Annotated in this window: 17 protein-coding genes; 8 read left to right on the plus strand and 9 right to left on the minus strand. The window is 64.2% G+C overall.

The genetic code is table 11. The features are described from left to right. Positions 1 to 3159 (plus strand): efflux RND transporter permease subunit, encoded by a 3159-nt coding sequence (locus AC0L21_RS17380; protein ID WP_473263036.1) that lies wholly within the window; start codon positions 1 to 3, stop codon positions 3157 to 3159. On the opposite strand, the gene AC0L21_RS17385 is transcribed toward AC0L21_RS17380, so the two are convergent. The 3 genes from AC0L21_RS17385 to AC0L21_RS17395 form a co-directional block, all read right to left on the minus strand. Next, positions 3156 to 5423 (minus strand): cation:proton antiporter domain-containing protein, encoded by a 2268-nt coding sequence (locus AC0L21_RS17385; protein WP_473263037.1) that lies wholly within the window; start codon positions 5421 to 5423, stop codon positions 3156 to 3158. The genes AC0L21_RS17380 and AC0L21_RS17385 overlap by 4 nt on opposite strands. Before the next feature lie 17 nt (positions 5424 to 5440). Continuing rightward, complete coding sequence (locus AC0L21_RS17390) at positions 5441 to 5665, minus strand: hypothetical protein (RefSeq protein WP_473263039.1); 225 nt, start codon at positions 5663 to 5665, stop codon at positions 5441 to 5443. Between the two features lie 256 nt (positions 5666 to 5921). Further along, a complete protein-coding gene (locus AC0L21_RS17395; protein WP_473263040.1) occupies positions 5922 to 7094 on the minus strand; it encodes an MFS transporter in 1173 nt (390 codons plus the stop codon). Positions 7095 to 7154: 60 nt separating this feature from the next. Here AC0L21_RS17395 and AC0L21_RS17400 point away from each other — a divergent pair, with 60 nt between their 5' ends. Further along, on the plus strand, positions 7155 to 7955 hold the full coding sequence (locus AC0L21_RS17400) for an AraC family transcriptional regulator (RefSeq protein WP_473263041.1): 801 nt from the start codon (positions 7155 to 7157) through the stop codon (positions 7953 to 7955). A 94-nt stretch (positions 7956 to 8049) separates the two neighbouring features. Here AC0L21_RS17400 and AC0L21_RS17405 read toward each other — a convergent pair whose 3' ends face one another. Next, positions 8050 to 9591 carry a winged helix-turn-helix domain-containing protein gene (locus AC0L21_RS17405; protein WP_473263042.1) on the minus strand — a complete coding sequence of 514 codons (1542 nt, stop codon included), beginning with the start codon at positions 9589 to 9591 and terminating at the stop codon, positions 8050 to 8052. Positions 9592 to 9757: 166 nt separating this feature from the next. On the opposite strand from AC0L21_RS17405, the gene AC0L21_RS17410 reads away from it, so the two are divergent. The 3 genes from AC0L21_RS17410 (at position 9758) to AC0L21_RS17420 (ending at position 13356) form a co-directional block, all read left to right on the plus strand. Next, positions 9758 to 10738 (plus strand): Bug family tripartite tricarboxylate transporter substrate binding protein, encoded by a 981-nt coding sequence (locus AC0L21_RS17410; RefSeq protein ID WP_473263043.1) that lies wholly within the window; start codon positions 9758 to 9760, stop codon positions 10736 to 10738. Between the two features lie 21 nt (positions 10739 to 10759). Next, positions 10760 to 11776 carry a methyltransferase gene (locus tag AC0L21_RS17415; protein WP_473263044.1) on the plus strand — a complete coding sequence of 339 codons (1017 nt, stop codon included), beginning with the start codon at positions 10760 to 10762 and terminating at the stop codon, positions 11774 to 11776. Between the two features lie 227 nt (positions 11777 to 12003). Further along, a complete protein-coding gene (locus tag AC0L21_RS17420; protein ID WP_473263045.1) occupies positions 12004 to 13356 on the plus strand; it encodes a malonyl-CoA decarboxylase in 1353 nt (450 codons plus the stop codon). Between the two features lie 220 nt (positions 13357 to 13576). On the opposite strand, the gene tarD is transcribed toward AC0L21_RS17420, so the two are convergent. The 5 genes from tarD to AC0L21_RS17445 form a co-directional block, all read right to left on the minus strand. Next, positions 13577 to 14746: a D(-)-tartrate dehydratase gene (gene tarD, locus AC0L21_RS17425; RefSeq protein ID WP_473263046.1), complete on the minus strand. Its 1170-nt coding sequence runs from the start codon at positions 14744 to 14746 to the stop codon at positions 13577 to 13579. Positions 14747 to 14873: 127 nt separating this feature from the next. Then, on the minus strand, positions 14874 to 15131 hold the full coding sequence (locus AC0L21_RS17430) for a DUF3297 family protein (RefSeq protein WP_007613756.1): 258 nt from the start codon (positions 15129 to 15131) through the stop codon (positions 14874 to 14876). Then, the gene (locus AC0L21_RS17435; protein ID WP_473263047.1) at positions 15128 to 15604 is read right to left on the minus strand and encodes a glutathione peroxidase; all 477 of its coding nucleotides are present in this window, start codon (positions 15602 to 15604) and stop codon (positions 15128 to 15130) included. Before AC0L21_RS17435 ends, AC0L21_RS17430 begins: the two co-directional genes overlap by 4 nt. A 2-nt stretch (positions 15605 to 15606) precedes the next feature. Then, complete coding sequence (locus AC0L21_RS17440; RefSeq protein WP_473263048.1) at positions 15607 to 17007, minus strand: amidase family protein; 1401 nt, start codon at positions 17005 to 17007, stop codon at positions 15607 to 15609. A 207-nt stretch (positions 17008 to 17214) separates the two neighbouring features. Continuing rightward, a complete protein-coding gene (locus AC0L21_RS17445; RefSeq protein ID WP_007595657.1) occupies positions 17215 to 17472 on the minus strand; it encodes a DUF6894 family protein in 258 nt (85 codons plus the stop codon). A gap of 250 nt (positions 17473 to 17722) precedes the next feature. Between AC0L21_RS17445 and pqqA the strand changes: the two genes are divergently transcribed. The 3 genes from pqqA to pqqC all read left to right on the plus strand — a co-directional run bounded on the left by pqqA (position 17723) and on the right by pqqC (position 19639). Next, entirely contained in the window at positions 17723 to 17803 is an 81-nt protein-coding gene (gene pqqA, locus AC0L21_RS17450; protein ID WP_007595659.1) for a pyrroloquinoline quinone precursor peptide PqqA, read from the plus strand. 118 nt (positions 17804 to 17921) lie between these two features. Beyond that, complete coding sequence (gene pqqB, locus AC0L21_RS17455; RefSeq protein ID WP_473263049.1) at positions 17922 to 18851, plus strand: pyrroloquinoline quinone biosynthesis protein PqqB; 930 nt, start codon at positions 17922 to 17924, stop codon at positions 18849 to 18851. Next, on the plus strand, positions 18848 to 19639 hold the full coding sequence (gene pqqC, locus AC0L21_RS17460) for a pyrroloquinoline-quinone synthase PqqC (RefSeq protein WP_473263050.1): 792 nt from the start codon (positions 18848 to 18850) through the stop codon (positions 19637 to 19639). The genes pqqB and pqqC overlap by 4 nt, the downstream gene beginning before the upstream one ends. Positions 19640 to 19645 lie beyond the last annotated feature (6 nt).

The following is a 19645-nucleotide window of genomic DNA, read 5'->3' on the forward strand; positions in this document are numbered from 1 at the left end:
ATGATCTCAAAATTCTTCATCGAGCGGCCGGTCCTCTCGAACGTCATCGCACTGCTGATGATCCTGATCGGCGGCGTCGCGCTGTTCAACCTCGCGATCGCGCAATATCCCGACGTGGTGCCGCCGACGGTGCAGGTCACCACGCGCTATCCCGGCGCCAGCGCCAAGACCGTGATCGACACGGTTGCCTTGCCGATCGAACAACAGGTCAACGGCGTCGAGGACATGCTCTACATGCAGTCCTACAGCGGCTCCGACGGCACCTATACGCTGACCGTGACCTTCAAGATCGGCACCGACCTGAACTTCGCGCAGGTGCTGGTGCAGAACCGCGTCTCCAGCGCGCTGTCGCAATTGCCGCAGTCGGTGCAGAACCAGGGCGTCACCGTGCAGAAGCGGTCGACCTCGATCCTGCTGTTCGTGACGCTGACTTCGCCGGACAAGACGTTCGACAGCCTTTATCTGAGCAACTACGCCACCATCAACCTGCGCGACGAGCTCTCGCGCCTACCCGGCGTCGGCAACGTCACCGTGTTCGGCGCCGGTCAGTATTCGATGCGGGTGTGGCTCGATCCGAACAAGTTGCAGGTCCGTGGCCTGGTGCCGCAGGACGTCATCCAGGCGATCCAGCAGCAGAGCCAGCAGGTCTCCGCCGGTCAGGTTGGCGCGCCGCCGACGCCGCCGGGTCAGGCGTTTCAGTATACACTCAACGTCAACGGCAGGCTCGACGACACCACCGAGTTCGAGAACATCATCGTCAAGTCGGGCACCAGCGGCGACGTCACGCGGGTGCGCGACGTCGGTTGGGTCGAGCTCGGCGCGCAGACCTACAGCCAGATCTTCTCGCTCAACAAGCAGCCGGCCACCGGCATCGGCGTGTTCCAGTCGCCCGGCGCCAATGCACTCCAGGTCGAGCAGGCCGTCGAGAAGAAGATGGCGGAGCTTGCAAAGGCCTTCCCGCAGGGCATGAAGTACGACACGCCGTTTGACACCACCAAATTCGTGCAGGCCTCGGTGCACGAGGTCTACATGACGCTGATCGAGGCCGGCCTGCTGGTGCTGGTCGTGATCCTGGTGTTCCTGCAGGACTGGCGCGCGATGCTGGTGCCGGCAACCACGGTGCCGGTGACCATCATCGGGGCGTTCGCCGCCATGGCCGCGCTCGGCTTCACCATCAACATGTCGACCTTGTTCGCGATCGTGCTCGCAATCGGCATCGTCGTCGACGACGCCATCGTCGTGGTCGAAGGCGCGGCTCACAACATCGAGCAGGGCATGAACGGCCACGACGCCGCGATCAAGGCGATGGACCAGCTGTTCGCGCCGATCGTCGGCATCACGCTGGTGTTGATCTCGGTGTTTTTGCCGGCGTCGTTCCTCGCCGGGCTCACCGGCCGCATCTATTCGCAATTCGCGCTGGTGATCGCCGCGACCGCGCTTCTGTCCGCCATCAACGCGGCGACGCTGAAGCCGACCCAGTGCGCGCTCTGGCTGCGGCCGACGGTGCCGCCGGAGCAGCGCAACTTCTTCTATCGCGGCTTCAACGCGGTCTACAACCGCGTCGAGCGCGGCTACATCCGCCTGATCGGCGTGCTGTGCAGGAACAGCACGATCTCGGTCGCGATCGCACTGGTGCTGATCGTGATCGGCGGCTACGGGTTGTCGCGGGTGCCGACCGGCTTCCTGCCGATCGAGGACCAGGGCTATCTGATCGCCGCCGTGCAACTGCCCGACGGCGCCGCGCTGGGGCGGACCCAGAAAGTGCTCGACAGAGCGAGCGAGCTGATCAAGGACACGCCGGGAGTCCAGCAGGTCATCACCATTGCCGGCATCTCCGCGCTCGACAACAGCGCCAGCCTTGCCAACGCGGGCGTCGCCTACATCATCCTGAAGGACTGGGACGCGCGCAAAGGACCGGGCGAGGATCTGCGCTCGCTGGTCTACGGGCTGAACGACAAGCTCGCGGCCATCATGGAAGCGCGCACGCTGGTGCTGCCGCCACCGCCGATCCAGGGCATCGGCAACGCCGCCGGCTTCTCGATGCAGGTCGAGCTGCGCGATGGCAACAGCGATTTCGCCAAGCTCCAGGCCATCACGGGCGCGATGGTCAGCAACGGCCAGAGCCAGAGCGCGCTGCAGCGCGTCCAGTCCTCGTTCCGCTCCTCCGTGCCGCAATTCAATGTCGAGATCGACCGCATCAAGACCCAGACGCTGCATGTCACAACGGACCAGGTGTTCGCGGCGCTCTCAACCTATCTCGGCTCGTCCTATGTCAACCAGTTCAACAAGTTCGGCCGCGTGTTCCAGGTCTACACCCAAGCCGATCCCGCCTTCCGCGTCACCGAGCGCGATATCGCCAACATGATGGTGCGCAACTCGAACGGCGACATGATCCCGATCGGCACCGTCGCCACGATCACGCCGGCCAACGGTCCGTCGCTGATCAGCCTCTACAATCTCTATCCCTCCTCGACCGTGATCGGCCTGCCGGCGCAGGGCTATTCCTCCGGCCAATCGCTGAAGCTGATGGAGGAGATCGCGGACAAGACGCTGCCGCCGGGCACGGGCTTCGAATGGACCGCGATGTCCTATCAGGAGAAGGCCGTCTCCAACCAGATCTACTGGGTGTTCGGGCTCGCCATGCTGCTGGTCTATCTCGTGCTCGCCGGCCAATACGAGAGCTGGTACGCGCCGATCTCGGTGATCCTGGCCGTGCCGCTGTCGTTGCTCGGCCCCATGCTGATCCTCAACGGCCTGAAGATCGACAACAACCTCTATTGCCAGATCGGGCTGATCCTGCTGATCGCGCTGTCGGCCAAGAACGCGATCCTGATCGTCGAGGTCGGGCTCGAGCTGCACGGCCGCGACGGCAAGCCGGTGCTGGAAAGTGCGATCGAGGCGGCGCGCGCCCGCTTCCGCCCGATCCTGATGACGTCGTTCGCCTTCATCCTCGGCGTGGTGCCGCTGGTGATCGCGACCGGCGCCGGCGCCAGCGCGCGCAAGTCGATCGGCATCACCGTGTTCTCGGGCATGCTGGCCTCGACCTGCCTTGCGGTGCTGTTCGTGCCGGCGTTCTTCGTGGTGGTGCAGCGATTCGAGAACTGGCGTGCGTCGAAGAAGACGCCGAAGGCGGTGGCGGTGGCCGAGGTGAAGTCCTAGGCTTTCTCCGTGGACGTCGGCCGCGCCTCGCCGCTCGAGACCAGGAGCACCGAGACCTTCGCCTGCCTGAGCACGGCGTCGGCGACGCCGCCGAAGGAGAGGTGGTCGGCCTGGATGCGATCGACGCCCATCACCACGAGATCGACGTCGGTGGTCTCGATCTCGCGCAGGATCGCCGCTTCAGGCGCCCGGTTCGCGCGCAAGGTCGCGGTGATGTCGACCTCGTAGCGGGCGGCGAGATCGCTGGCGTCCTTCAGGATGCCGGCCTCCTGGCTCAGACCACGCGAGGCGCCGCGCTGCGCGCCCCTGTCGCGCGTCGTCGCGACATAGATCACCCGGAGCGAGCCTGATCCCGCCTGCGCCAGCGCGACCGCGACCTCGGCGCCGCGCCTGGAGACGCCGCTGCCGGAGACCGGAACGAGGATGTTGAGCGCCTCGGGCATCGGCTGCTTCAGGTGCTTGCCCTTGGCCGCCACGATCGCGAGCGGTCCTTCGAACTCCGCTGCGATGTCCTCGATCCTCCGGTCGAATCGATCCTTGGTGGCCGCGACCTTGTCGATGCCGACGACAAGAAGATCGAAGCCCTTCTTCGCTTCGTCTCCGATCGTCTCACCGAGCCCGGATTTGCGGGCCCGCGTCGTGACATCGACATCGCGGACATCCTGGTCGCCGCTCGCTGATACCGCTTCGGCGGCTTTCTTCACCACCGCTTCGGGGCTTTCCTCTTCGTCGCGACCCTTCTCCTGCTCCTTGGCGCGCTTGCCGATGTGCAGCACGGTGATCGGCAGGCCGCGCATGCCGGCGATCAGGCCGGCGATGTGGGCGGCGAAGCTGGCATTGACGCTCTCGTCCACCGCGAGCAAGGGACGTTCGAGATTGGCGACGAAGCCGCGCCTCTCGAACTCTTCGCGCTCCAGGCGCTCCCTCTCCTCCTTGTTCATCGGCAGCTTCGCCAGCGCCGCGCGCAGCATCGGCGGCATGGCCATCGTGGTCACGATCGCCATGGTCACGATCATCGTGAACAGGTTCTGGCTGAGCACGCCGATCGAAAGACCGATGGTGGCGATGATCACCTCGGTCGAGCCGCGCGCGTTCATCCCGCTTGCGAGTGCCAGCGACTCCCGTGTGTTCAGCCCGCCCACGGTTCCGCCGACGAAGGCGCCCCCGAACTTGCCGACGCTGGCGATCACGACCAGCAGGCCGGTGAGCATCAGCAAATGGGGATCGCGCAGCACCGTGAGGTCGGCGCTCAAGCCGGCGAGACCGAAGAACACCGGCATGAAGAAGCTCGAGATCAATCCGCGCAGGCGCTCGTCGATCTGCCGCGTCAGGATCGGGGACTCTCCGACCAGAATGCCGGCGACGAATGCGCCGAGCACGGTATGCACGCCGATCAGATGCGTGATCAGCGCCATGGCGCACATCATCAGCAGGATCACCGTGATGACCGGCGCGGTGCTGACGAGAGTGTCGTTGGCCCACCGAATGAGCTGGAATGCCAGGCGGCGGCCGATGGTGAAGCTGATGGCGAGGAAGGCCAGCGTGCCGAGCACGGCTTTCGCCACCGAGGCGATATCCAGCGTACCGTGCGAGGCCAGGCTGAAGATGACCGCGATGATGATCCAGCCGATGGTGTCGTCGATGACGGCGGTGGCAACGATGATCTGTCCGACATTGCGGCGCATGAAGTTCATCTCACGGACGACCACCGCGACGATCTTCACCGAGGAGATCGACAGCGCCGTGCCCATGAACAGCGACGCCACCAGGCGGGCTTGCGGATTGGGCAACAGCGCATCCGGCAGGAATTCACCGAGCGCAAAGCCGCAAGCGAAGGGCACGAGGATGCCGGCGATCGAGATCGCGATCGCGGCCTTGCCGACCTTCCTGACCAGCTTGAGGTCGGTCTCCATGCCGGTCAGCAGCAACAGCAGCAGGATGCCGAATTGCGCGATGCCGTCGATCATCGCCTTCTGCTCGGGCGTTTTGGGGAAAATCGCATGCTGTGCGTCAGGCCAGACCCAACCGAACAGCGAGGGACCAAGCAGGATGCCGGCGAGCAATTCGCCGATCACCGAGGGCTGGCCGAGGCGCTGCATGATCTCGCCGAGACCGCGGCCGACCGCGATCAACAGCACAATCTGGGCCACCAGCAGGAATTCCGAGGGACCGGCCGATTTGCCACCTTCGGCACTGGCCGCAACGGTGGTGAGGACAAGAGCCGCGGCGACAAGGCCGACCGGTCGGAGCAGGCTCCACTGCATGCAGGAATCTTACCCCTTCATCTGCCCCGGCGAGGTGCCGGGATGACGGGGATAGAACCCGCGGCAGGCAACCGGAGTTCCTTGAGTTCGCGGCCGGTTAAGGGGACAACACCAAAAAACGCGAAAACAACCCCATGCACAGTAGGGATGAGGTTGAAAAGGCTGGATAAAATTTTGTCTTTGCCGAAATCAAATTTCGTCTTTGCCGAAAATGCTTGCTCCGTCGGGCAAAACACTGGCATGATGGCATCATCGGCAGACTAAGCGGGCCGCCGCCACATCCCCCGTCATTGCTTCGTCGCTACGCTCCTCGCAATGACGCGTGGAGAGAGTGCCGGCCTTATGCCCCGCTCGTGCCCCGGACGCAGCGCAGCGCCTCTTCGGCGGTGCGCTGCAGAGCCGGGGCCCATGCGGCACCGGAATTCGCAGCGTCTGGGTCCCGGCTCTGCGCAGCAGCGTTGCACGCTGCAGCGCGTCCGGGACACGAGAGCACTCCCCTCACACCGCCTGCGGTGTCCTGATCTCGCGAGGCAGAATGATCGCCGCTGCGATCGCGAGCAGGCAGAGCGCCGCGAAGGCATGCAGCATGGTGACGAAGCCGCCCTGCTCGTAGAGCCAGGCGACCAGGCCGACCGAGGCGCCGGCGGCGGTGAAGCCGATGAAATAGCGCACGGCATAGGCGCGCGAGCGCCATTCCTCGCTGGTGTATTTGCCGACCATGGCATCGTTGACCGTGACCTGTCCGAACGCGCCCATGACGATGCCGATCGAGACCAGGATCAGCGGCAGATTAGACAGGCTCGCGGCCAGATACAGGAAAGGCGCCAGCATGAAGGACAGCGGCAGCGCCACCGTCTTCAGCGAATAGCGATCGAGCAGCCGGCCGATCGTGTATTGCGTCATCGCGCCGAACACGTAGACGCAGGCGGCGATGACGCCGAGCAGCGCCGGGCTTTTGGTGAGATCGGCGAGCCGCTCGGCAAACAGCTTTGGCAGCGCCACGGTGACGGCATTGAACGTGGTGGAGATCGCTATCACCACGATCAGCAGCGACAGGATCACGCGCCACATATCCTGTTTGGCGACGCGCGCCTGGGCCGCCGCCTGCTTCGAGCCCTTGCGGTCCTCGTGCACGACCATCATCGCAAACGCGATGCCGATCAGGATGGTGACGATGCCGGGGACGATGAAGGCGAAGCGCCAGCCGAGATACTGGCCGATCACGCCGGTGACCAGCGCCGACGATGCGACGCCGAGATTGCCCCAGACGCCGTTGATGCCCATCTCGCGGCCGAGCCTGTCAGCATAGGAGACGATCATGGCGGTGCCGACGGGATGATAGATCGAGGCAAAAATGCCGATCGCGAACAGCGCCGCGCCGAGCTGCGCCTGCGTCTGCACGAAGCCGACCGAGATCATGGCGGCGCCGATGCCGACGAAGAAGATCAGCATCATGTGGCGGCGGCTCCAGCGGTCGCCGAGCCAGCCGGTGAGCAGCGAGCCCGCGCCGAAGGCGACGAAGCCGGGCGTCGCGTAAGGCAAGAGTTCCGAATAGGCCATGCCGAGCGCCGGTCCCATGATGATCACCGCGGCGGCGAAAATCAGCATTGCGTAGTGGTCGATGAAATGGCCGGCGTTGACGAAACTGATCACCCGGCTGGGGCTGTTCATTCCGAATCCTCTCCTGCTTCGAAATGAGTTATATGTCTTGGGCATGACGGGATGCTGCCAATGACTGTCGTCGAGACGCCAATCCTCCGGGCAGTCCGGAGCAATCATCGCTCGCCCGCGGGCGTGCATCTGGTCGCGCGCGACTACCCCAAGGGCATGCGGATCGATCTCCATCTGCACCGCGAGGCGCAGCTGATCTATGCCGCCAAAGGCACCATGCAGGTGACGACGCCCGGGGGACGCTGGCTGGTGCCGCCGGACCGCGCGGTGTGGGTGCCGGCCGGGCTCCAGCACGCCATCGATCTGCTTGCCGACATCGAGATGCGCACGCTGTATTTCGACCTCGCCTGGCTGAAGCGCGAGCAGCGCCATGAGGGACTGACCAGGGAATTCGTGGTGCGGGTGTCGCCGCTGCTGAACCAGGCGATCCTCGCGCTGTTCGACGCGCGCAATACCGAGGAGCGGACCGATCTGCTGGTTCGCCTGGTGATGCTGGAATTGGTCCAGGCCGAGGATTCCGCAACCTTCGTGCCGCTGCCCCACGAGCCGCGCTGCCGGCGCGCGGCCATGATCGTGCTCGACGATCCCACCGGCCTGCACGACATCGACACACTGGCCCGCGAGGTCGGAACCTCCGCGCGCACGCTGTCGCGGCTGTTTTCGACAGAGACGCAGCTGAGCTTCAAGAGCTGGTGCCAGCGCGCAAGAATCGCGGCGGCGATCCAGCGGCTGTCGACCGATGCCAACGTGTCGGTGAAGCAGCTCGCGACCCAGCTCGGCTATGCCAGCGTGCCGGCGTTTTCGGCCGCGTTCCGCCAGGTGACGGGGCGAACGCCGACGGAGTTTGCGAAAAAAGCATGACTACAGATGCGAGCGGCCGGTCAGCTTGCGCGGCGTTACGCCAGAATGTCGCGACGGCGCGCCGGGCCTTAGGCCTCCACAAGCTGGGCAAGATCTATTCTTCAGGAAGTCCTGCCTTGCGTAAGCCCTCCGCAATGCGAACTCGCTGCGCAAGACAGGTCGGATGATCCGTTGGCGAACTGGCGCGGAATCGGGCGATGCTGAAGCCCGGAGCGAGCGTCAGTCCCGCCCGGACACGGATCTGCGCTTCCTTGATCTCACCGAGATGCGCCTGCCCGGCGGCGAGATAGAAATGAACAAAGGGCGCAATATTACGGTTGGTCTCGATCGATCGCTTGAACCAGTGAACGGCAGCCTCGTCGGCGCCGAGATATGATTGCGCGATGCCTGCCGTATTCATCCAGGAACAGGCCTTATTATCGCGGGGAGAGAGCCGGAATGCCTCCATGACGTGGGCTTCGGTCTCTTCGGCTCGGCCCAGATTGCACTTGCCAAGTCCGATCCACGCATGGGCCGTGGCCAGATTCCGGTCCAGCACCAACGCCCGCTCGCACTCGGCGATGCCCTGGGCAGCGCGGTTTGTGAAAATCTGGACGACGCCCATCAGGCAATGCGCCCTCGCGTGATTGGGCGTGTTGGCAAGTATTCTGGTCAAGGATGTTTCCACCAGTTGCAGAGGCGCCGTCCGGTCGATCAGCATGGAGGTCGCCCGCATGGTATCGACGTCTGTGATCCCCACCATGGCTTCGACGTTTGTGGCGTCCAGCAGGAGCGCTTGTTCGAAGAACGGGCGAGCCTGCGACAGGCTCGTGGGATCCGTTCCGCGATTCAGATACGCCATGCCCTGGAAATATAGGTCGGTCGAGTCTGGATGTGGCGCACGCGCAGCGCGCCGTGCCTCTACCCTGACGAGCTCGGTTCCCAATTGATTGGCGAGACGCGCACCGATTTCGTCCTGCATGTCGAAAAGATCTGCCACCTGCTTGTCGAAACGTTCGCCCCACAAATGGTTTCCGGTCTCGGGGTCGATGAGCTGGACGTTGATGCGCATCCGGCTTCCGGCCCGCTGCACCGAGCCCTCGAGCACGTAGCGAATGCCGAGCTCGCGGCCGAGCTGCTTCCGATCGACAGGCATACCCTTGTAGGTGAAGGCGGTGTTGCGGCCGATCACGAAGATACCGGCCATTCGCGACAGATCCGTGGTCAGGCTCTCGGTCACGCCGTCGACGAAATAGTCCTGGGCGGGATCGGGGCTCAGATTGGCAAAAGGCAGAACCACGAGCGACGGCTTGCCTGCGGCGGGGCTCGGCAAGCCCGCAGTCGCTGGCACTTCGCGCACCTCCGCGACGAAGCGGACGCCCTTGCGAGGAAAGGTCTTGATCAGGCGCTGCGCGTCTCCGGAATCTCTGATCGCCTTGCGCGCCGCATTGAGTCGCGTGGTCAGGGCGACCTCGGATACGACGCGACCATGCCAGATGGCGCGGATCAGGTCGTCCTTGCTGACGACACGCTCGCGGTTGCCAATCAGATAGCCGAGCAGGTCGAACACCTGCGGCGCGATGGCGATGACCTCCAGCCCGCGACAAAGCTCGCGCCGCTCAGTGTCGAGTGAAAAATCGTTGAAGAAATAGCGCAAGCGACTTCCCCGAGACCGCCGTCCGGCGTCGACATCCGTGCGGTGCGCAAGAATAAGCTGCCGGTAAGGAAAATGTAAGCCGGCGACCAAGCCCGTTCATCCTTCATGTGATACATCCGGCGGTAGTACCCGTTCGGTGACCCAAATGGATGAGGGAGGACAGGGGATGATCACGCGTCGTACCGTATTGGCCGCATCGGCGGTCTGTGTGGCGAGCTCCCCCTCCTGTCTCGTGCCGCGCGCGCTCGCACAGCCGCTCTCAAAAACCGTGCACATTCTGACGGGCTTCTCGCCCGGGCTTCAGGACGCCATGGCGCGGTTGGTGGCCGGACAGATGAAGGGCTATGCGGACACCATCGTGGTCGAGCCCCGGCCGGGCGCAGCGGGTCGCATCGCGGTGGAGGCGGTGAAGAACGCTGATGCCGACGGATCGGCTATGTTGTTGTCGCCGCTCGGCTTCATGATGTTCTTTCCGCACGTCTACAAGACGCTGAGGTACCAGCCGCGTGATTTCACGCCGGTGTCGACCGTCGCCTCTACCCCCACATTGCTGACAGTCGGCCCGATAGTTCCCGCCGACGTCAAGACGCTGGCGGATTTCGTGGCCTGGTGCCGCGCCAATCCGAAGCTTGCCACGTTTGGCACGCCGGGCGCCGGAACCCCGCTCCATTTTCTCGGTACGATGCTGGGCCGCAGCGCGGGCTTCGATTTTCTTCACGTGCCATATCAGGGCGGTGGCGCGATTCAGGATCTGGTCAAGGGAGTGATTGCAGCGACCGTTATGCCGATCGGCAGCTCGCTCGGACTTGTCCAATCCGGAGATCTTCGTGCGCTGGCGACCACGGGGCCGCGCCGAAGCCCATTCGTTCCGGCGGTACCGACGATGCGGGAAGCGGGATACCCGACGCTCGAGGACCTCACATGGTTTGCGTTTTTCGTTCCGGCGAAGACGCCGGCACCGATTGTCGATAAGCTCAGTGCCGCGATCCAAGCGGCCGTTCGCACCGACGAGGTCAGGGCCGGCATGGCAAAGCTGGCCATCGAGCCCGATGTGATCGCGATGGACGAATTCGCCCGGCTGATCGCATCCGAATCCGAGCGATGGAAGGCCATCGTGCAGGAAACAGGGTTTGTCCCGACCGATTGAGCGCAGCAATGGAGGCAACAGATGAGCCGGCCCGCGTCCGTCCTTGATCTCGTGCAGTCGCATCGCATCACCGCGGTGATCTATGCTGCGGCAAAGCTCAATCTCGCTGAGGCCGTCGGAGGCGAGGCGAAATCGGTGGCTGAGCTTGCCCGGCTGGTGTCCACCGACGAGGGGGCTCTGCGCAGACTGCTCGTTGGTCTGACCACACTTGGTCTTTGTAGGCAGGCAGACCACGACCGGTTTGCCATGACCGATCTCGGCCTCCAGCTCGGCGAGACGGCCGACCCATCCTTCAAGGACTGGGTTCTCTTTGAGGGAGAGGTGCTCGCGCAGTCCTGGAGTGGACTGGTCGATTCGGTTCGCTCCGGAAAGACCGCGACTCAGCTGCGCGGAGAAGGCGACGACCGTTATGCGGCCACGGGCAATACGCCGGAATCAAGCCGCCGGTTCAACGCTGCGATGGTCAGCCTCACGCGGTCCATGGTTCCGAAGATCGTTGCGGCCCACGATTTCGCAGCTGCGCGCCTCGTCATGGATGTCGGCGGCGGCACCGGCGAATTGATTGGCGCCGTAGTTCAGCACAACCCGCGTCTTGAGGGCGTCGTCCTTGATCTTGCGCGTTGCGAGGCAGATGCGCGCGCACATTTCGATCGGCTCGGTATTGCCCGCCGCAGCCGATTCGTCGCCGGCAGCTTCTTTGAAGAAATTCCGGGGGGCGCCGACACAATCGTGATGAAGAGCATTCTCCACAATTGGAATGAGGACCGTTGCCGGATTATCCTGCACAATTGCCGGAACGCGCTGCCGTCCCACGGGACATTGATCGTGATCGAGCGGATCATGCCGGAGCGCGCCACGACGGCGCCCGAGGATCGCTCCTGTGTCATGAGCGACCTCAACATGCTGCGAGGACCGGGCGGTTGCGAGCGGACGGAAGCCGAGTATCGCAAGCTGGCGGACTCGGTCGGCTTCGCTTTCGTCCGGACGACCGGGATCGGCTCCTTCAGCTTGGTCCAATTCAGGAAATCCGGTCACTGAGCAGGCTGTCGCTCTGGCAGGAAGGGCCGGGATCATGGACGCCCTGGCCGCCACCCGCGGCACGCTGGCCGCGGCGTACTCGAAGTCCCGCCTTCGCCGGGCATGACAGCATTCTCGAAACGCACGCCCCCGCTAAACTTGCTAAAATCCCCGCTTGATTGTGATCGGCTTCCGCCCAAATCCCGTGTAAGATTCCCGCACCGCACAAACCTGAGACGAAAGCCCCGATGGCCAACGCCTTCTTCTCCGACCTGCTCACCACCATCTCCGAGCGCGGCCGCACGCTGCTTCGCCGCGGGGATTCTGCCGACACCAAGCCGGACGCCGATGGACTCATCGAGCTCTGCGGCGCGCTGCTGTCGGGCCGGGGGGAAGCGTCGGGCACCGCCATGGCGCGTGAGGTGCTCGACATCTACCAGGACCTGGATGCGGCGGGACGTCGCGCCTTTTTCGAAGCCCTGGTGCGCGATTTCGGCCCGGATCGGGAGCGCCTGTCCAAGGCAATCGAGACATGGCGTGCCAAGCCGGCCGACGAGGATGCCAGCGCCTTGCACTTCGCCTCCGAGCCGCGCCGGCAGGAGCTGATCCGCCGCCTCAACCGCGCGCCCGGCGGCACCGGCGATCTCGTCAAGATGCGCGCCGATCTGCTCGACATGATGAACGGGCACACCGATCTCGCCGCGCTCGATCGCGATGTCTCGCATCTTCTCTCGTCATGGTTCAACAGGGGGTTTCTCGTGCTGCGCAGGATCGACTGGTCGACGCCGGCCAACATCCTCGAAAAGATCATCCGTTACGAAGCCGTGCACGAGATCAGCGACTGGGACGATCTGCGCCGCCGCATCGATCCGGTCGACCGCCGCTGCTACGCCTTCTTCCATCCCGCCATGGTCGACGAGCCCCTGATCTTCGTCGAGGTGGCGCTGACCGAGACGATCCCCGGCGCGATCGCGCCGCTGCTCGCGGTCGATCGCCCCTCCGTCCCGATCGAGCGCGCCCGCACCGCCGTGTTCTACTCGATCTCCAACACCCAGCGCGGTCTCGGCGGCATCTCCTTCGGCAGCTTCCTGATCAAGCAGGTGGTGGAGGAGCTGCGCCGCGAATTGCCCAAGCTCGACAATTTCGTGACGCTGTCGCCGGTCCCGGGCTTCATGCCATGGGTGAAGCAGGACAAGGATTTGCCGCTGTCGGACGAGGACCGCGAGATCCTGAAGCGCCTCGACGATCCCAAATGGTTCGAGAACCCCGAGACCACGACGCTGCTGCGTGGCGTGATCGAACCGCTCGCGGCGCACTACTTCCTCAAGGCGCGCACGCCGAAGGGCAAGCTGATCGACTCCGTCGCGCGCTTCCATCTCGGCAACGGCGCCCGCCTCGAGCGCATCAACTGGTTAGGGGATCTCTCGCCCAAGGGCGTGCGCGAGTCCGCCGGCGTGATGGTCAACTACCTCTACCGCCTCGACGACATCGAGAAGAACCACGAAGCCTACGCCAATGACGGCGAGGTCGTGGCCTCCAGCGCGGTGAAGAAGCTCTTGAAGGGCGAAGGGCGGCGGCTGCTGGATATGCGGCTGTCGTAGAGACGCACTCGCTTCGTATTCCATCGTCGTCCTGGCGAAAGCCAGGACCCATTACCACCGCCGCCTGTTTGGCGAAGACTGCGCCTTGCGTTGTTCAAGCAAGCGATTGCTAGTCTGCGCGCTAACTCCCTCTTGGGGTAATGGGTCCTGGCTTTCGCCAGGACGACGTTGAGGGGGCGCGCGACTATCGCAACGGCGCATGCCGCCGCAGCCGCGTGAATTACTCCGCCAGCGCCTTCATCTCCTTGTAGAGATCCGACTTGCCTTCGAAGCCGATGCCTGACAGCTCCGGCATGGTGATGTGGCCGTTCTCGACGCGGACGCCGTCTGGGAAGCCGCCATAGGGCTGGAACAGGTCGGGGTAGCTCTCGTTGCCGCCGAGGCCCAAGCCGGCTGCGATGTTGAGCGACATCTGGTGGCCGCCGTGGGGGATGCAGCGGCTCGGCGACCAGCCGTGAGTTTTCAACACTTCAAGCGTGCGCTGGTATTCGCACAGGCCGTAGGACAGCGCGCAGTCGAATTGCAGCCAGTCGCGGTCCGGCCGCATGCCGCCATAGCGGATCAGATTGCGGGCGTCCTGGTGGCTGAACAGGTTTTCGCCTGTGGCCATCGGGCCCGGATAGAATTCGGCGAGGGCTGCCTGCAGCGCGTAGTCGAGGGGATCGCCGACCTCCTCGTACCAGAACAAGGGATAATCCCGCAGCATCTTGGCATAGGCGATCCCGGTCTCGAGATCGAAGCGGCCGTTGGCGTCGACGGCGAGCTGCGCGTCCTTGCCGATCTCCTTGAGCACCGCCTCGATGCGGGTGCGATCGTCCCCGATGTCAGCGCCGCCGATCTTCATCTTCACGACGTTGTAGCCGCGATCGAGATAGCCGCGCATCTCGCCGCGCAGCATCGAAAGGTCCTTGCCCGGATAATAATAGCCGCCGGCAGCGTAGACGAACACGCGCGGATTGGCTTTGACGCCATGACGCTCAGCCAGCAGGCGAAACAGCGGTTGGCCTGCGATTTTCGCCACAGCATCCCACACCGCCATGTCGATGGTGCCGACCGCGACGGAGCGCTCGCCGTGGCCGCCCGGCTTCTCGTTGGTCATCATCGCGCCCCAGACCTTGTCGGGGTCGAGATTGTCGCCGGAAGCGTTCAGCAGCGATTTCGGATCGGCCTCCAGGATGCGCGAGGCAAAGCGCTCGCGGATCAGGCCGCCCTGCCCGTAGCGACCGTTGGAGTTGAAGCCGTAGCCGACGACGCGCTTGCCGTCGCGCACGACATCGGTGACGACGGCAACCAGGCTCGTCGTCATCTTGGTGAAATCGATATAGGCGTTGCGGATCGGCGAAGAGATCGGCTTCGTGATCTCGCGGACGTCGACGATGCGGACGGACATGGGGTTTGGCTCCTTCGGTCATTCCGGGGCGATGCGCAGCATCGAACCCGGAATCTCGAGATTCTCAGGTGCGCAACTGCGCACCATAGTTCGCGCTATCGCGCGCTCCGGAATGACGGCTTCGCCGTCACTTCTTATCCCTGAAATACGGCTCGACCGGGCCGTGCACCTTGATGGTCAGCGGGTTGCCGTGGCGGTCCTTGGCGTTCCCTGCGGTGACGCGGACCCAGCCTTCGCTGATGCAGTATTCCTCGACATTCGTCTTCTCGACACCCTTGAAGCGGATGCCGACGTCCCGCGCGAGGATGTCCGCATTGTAAAAGGGGCTGTTCGGATCGACCGAGAGGCGGTCCGGAAATTCGTCGCTCATGATTGTCTCGCTCATAACAGGGTCTCGATTTGCTGCCGCAATCCTTCGGGCCGCGCGGTCGGCGCATAGCGCGAAACCACCTTGCCGGCGCGGTCCACCAGGAATTTGGTGAAATTCCATTTGATGGAGGCGCCCAGCAGGCCGGATTGCTGGCGTTTCAGGTACTCATACAAGGGATGCGCATTGCTGCCGTTGACGTCGATCTTCTCGAACAAGGGAAAGGTGACGTCGTAATTGGTCGAGCAGAACGCCTGGATTTCGTTCGCCGGTCCGGGCTCCTGCGCACCGAACTGGTTGCAGGGAAAGCCAAGCACCGAGAAGCCGCGCGGATTGAGATCTCGATGCAGATCCTCCAGCCCGCGATATTGCGGCGTGAAGCCGCATTTGCTCGCGGTGTTGACGATCAGCAGCACCTGTCCCTCGAAGCTGCGCATGGGCACTTCTTCGCCGAGAAGCGAGTTCGCCTTGAAGTCGTAGATCACCGACATCGCTAACCCACGGGGTCGATCGGCGACGGTGGCACGCCGCCCGCCTCGATCGCCTCGCCCGCGAGCAGGCAGAGATCCTCGCGATAGCGGCCGGACACGATGTGCACGCCGACCGGCGCCTTGCCGACGAGGCCGGTGGAGACCACGAGGCCCGGCAGGCCCATGAAGGGAATGGCGATCTGCGGCAGCTGCGCTTCCCAGACGCGTTTGAAGGACTCCTCGTCCTTGCGGTCGAGATGATCCGGGAACGGCAATTCGCCGGAGACCGGTGTCAGCAGCACGGCGTAGGTCTCGAAGAACAGCATCCAGTCACGGGTCAGCGTGGCGCGGCGGGTCAATGCCTTGGCGTAATTGGCCTGGTCCATCGGCGTGACCCTGCCGCGGTTGCCGTTGAGGCACGCCAGCGCGCCGGGATCGCCTTCACGCTCGGCCATTTCGAGTTGCGCCTCGTAGCCGTCGCCGAGCCACAGCTTGATCTGCCACTCGACCGCTTCGCGCATCGGCGGGGTGTTCTCGATTGTCTCGACGGTCCAGCCGGCACGCTCGAGCCGCTTGCCGGCGTCGATGACGGCGGCCTTCACCTCGGGCGCCGTCGCAAGGCCGTCCGGATTGAGACACAGCGCGGCGCGCTTGGGCCGCGCCGGGCCTTCCAGCGGCGCCGGCACGAACCAGGGATCGCGGACATCGCGGGCCGACATCGCCGCGAGCGAAATCCTGATGTCGTTGACGGTTCGCGCCAGCGGGCCCGACACCGCCATGATCTGCGGCCCGATCGGACGCTCCGGCAGGGCCGGATTGAAGGCGGGGATGCGGCCGAGCGTCGGGCGCAGACCGTGCACGCCGCAGGCATAGGCGGGATAGCGGATCGAGCCGGCAATGTCGGTGCCATGGGCGATATGGCCAATGCCTGCCGCGACCGCCGAACCCGCGCCGCCGGACGAGCCGCCCGGGGTCAGCGAGGCGTCGCGCGGGTTCTTGGTGTCGCCATGGACCAAATTGGTGGTGAACCAGCGATAGGAGAAGGCCGGGCAATTGGTGCGCCCAAGCAGAACGGCGCCGGCTTTGCGGAAATTGGCGACCACCGGATTGTCCTCGCGCGCGATCAGGTCGCGCTGGAGCTTGAGGCCGTTGGTGGTGGCAAAGCCCTCCTGGTCGACATTGGCCTTGATGGTGACGGGCACGCCGGCCAGCACGCCGGGGTCCTCGCCCCTGGCGATGGCGGCATCGACGGCGTCAGCTTGCTTGAGCACGTCCTCCGGCCGGTGGTCGATCACGGCGTTGAGGCTGGGGTTGACGGCGTCGAGCCGGGCTAGGCCTGCCTGCGCGGCCTCCCTGGCGGAAACCTTCTTGGTTTTGACGAGGTTGGCGAGGTCGGCCGCCGACAGGCGCCAGAGATCTTGCATGGCTTGCTCCGTTTAACCGGCGTCTTTTAGCCCCGGGAACGCGGCAAAGCCATGCGGATTTCGCAGGGGCGAAGGGCGGGGGATGCCGGGTAAGGCCTCATTCGCCGTCATTGCGAGGAGCCCTTGCGACGAAGCAATCCAGTCTGCCTCCGCGAAGGCATTCTGGATTGCTTCGCTACGCTCGCAATGACGGGGAGAGAGTCGGGGCTAATGCCGCGTCGCGGACTGGTCCGGGATGTCCAGCAATGCCTCGGTGAAGGGGAATTCGAGCACGATCTCGCCTTCGCGGTCGGTGACCTCAATGACCGCCTCGAGCAGGGCCGGCTGGGTGCCTTCCGATCGCAGCACCTCCAGAATCATCTGGCGGGCAACCTCCCAGGCACGGTCGGGATTGCGCAAATCCTCTCCCTCAGGATCCACGATCAGTTCGTTGCCGATACGGGTGTTGAAGAAATATCTGGGCATCACGAAGTTCCAGTTGGGTCGCCTGTACCGGATTGAAAGCTGCACTGCACTCACAACTGCTTTATCAGGACAGGGTTCGCGACCGAATACGCCCAAGCGCAGAGCCGCATCACCAGAAAGTACTGTTCCCGACGCTTTTTTCGCGGCGCAATATGCCCTTGCTCGGGAAAATTTCACTGGCGAACTTTTGTGCTCGCAGTAACTTAGCTCCGGGCGGATACGTCCGAAATCTCGAAAATGGAGAGCCGAAATGGCCTGGAAAGCCCCGAAGATCGTCGAAGTGCCCTGTGGCATGGAAATCAACATGTATGTGAGCGCCACCCGCAAGTAAGCGGTCGGTGAGTTCGCGTTCTGCGCAGGTGGATCTTTCGGTCACGATGCATGTCCGGAAGACAGGATTCGTGTTGGCGTGAGGTCCACCTCGCGACATTGTCTCCAGGAGACGGATCATGCTTCGCGTCGTCGTCCTGGGCGCCGCAGCCGGCGGCGGAGTGCCGCAATGGAATTGCGGCTGCGAGGGCTGCCGGACGGCCCGTGAAAACGGCCAAGAGCTGCAACGGACCCAAGCCTCGGTCGCCTTCAGCGGCGACCGCGAGCACTGGTTTTTGATCAACGCCTCCCCCGACCTCCGCCAGCAATTGAATGCCACGCCGCAGCTGCATCCGAAGGCAGGCGCGCTGCGCCATACGCCGATCGCAGGCGTGATCCTGACCAACAGCGAAGTGGACGCGGTCGCCGGCCTGCTGTCGATGCGCGAGGGCTCGCCCTTCACGGTCTATGCGCATGAGAAGGTGCTGGCGATCCTGAAGGCCAACAGCATCTTCAACGTGCTGAACCAGAAGAACGTGCAGCGCCTGCCGATCGGCATCAATGAGCCGTTCGAACCGCGGCTGCCGGACGGGGCGCGCTCAGGGCTTGAGGTGCTGCCCTTCGCGGTCTCGGGCAAATCGGCCTGGTACCTGGAAGGCAAGGCGCATCCCGGCGGCGACACCGGCGAGGGCGATACGCTGGGGCTGAAGATCACCGACAAAGCGACCGGCAAATGCTTCTACTTCATCGCCGCCTGCGCCGAGGTCACCGACGCGCTCAAGGCCGAGATCGACGGCGCTTCGCTGGTGTTCTTCGACGGCACGGTGTGGCAGGACGACGAGATGATCAAGGCCGGGCTCGGCCACAAGACCGGCAAGAGCATGGGCCATGTCGCGATGTCCGGCGACCACGGCGCCATCGCGCGGCTCGCCGGCCTCGCACTCGACAGGAAGATATTTCTGCATATCAATAACTCGAACCCGGCGCTGCTGCCCGCGTCCCCCGAGCGCAAGGCCGCTGAAGCGGCGGGCTGGCAGATACCCGCTGACGGAACGGAGATCGTGCTGTGAATGCCGCGTCACTGACTGGAATGACCGCGCTCTCGATCGGCAAGGACATCAGGCTCAACTCGGCCGAGGAGCTGGAGACGGCGCTGCGCCATATCGGGGCGACGCGCTATCACAGCCTGCATCCGTTCCATAAGCTCTTGCACGGCGGCAAGCTGAACAAAGGCCAGGTCCAGGCCTGGGCGCTGAACCGCTACTATTACCAGAGCACCATCCCGATCAAGGACGCGGTGGTGATCTCGCGCTTCCGCGACCGTGCCACGCGCGTGGAATGGCGCCACCGCATCGAGGATCATGACGGCGATATCGGCTCCGAAGGCGGTATCGAGCGCTGGCTGAAGCTGACCGACGGCCTCGGGCTGGACACGGCTTACGTGGAATCGACCGAGGGCATCCTGCCCGCGACGCGCTTTGCCGTGGAAGCCTATGTGCACTATTGCCGCGAGAAGTCGCCGCTGGAGGCGATCGCCTCCTCGCTCACCGAATTGTTCGCGCCGAACCTCCACGAAGAGCGCATTGCCGGCATGCTGGAGCACTACGACTTCGTCAACCCTGACACCATGAGCTACTTCAAGCGCCGGCTGGCGCAGGCGCCGCGCGATGCCAATTTCGCGCTCGACTATGTCAAGGCGCATGCCACCACGCCCGAACAACGCGCGTCCGTCTGCAACGCGCTGATCTTCAAGACCAGCGTGCTCTGGGTGCAGCTCGACGCGCTCCAACACGCCTATGTCGAGGGTCACATTCCGCCGGGCGCGTTCGTGCCCCAAGAACACCAAAAAGCGAGCTGAGGAACA

The sequence above is a fragment of the Bradyrhizobium sp. WSM4873 genome (assembly GCF_055811355.1).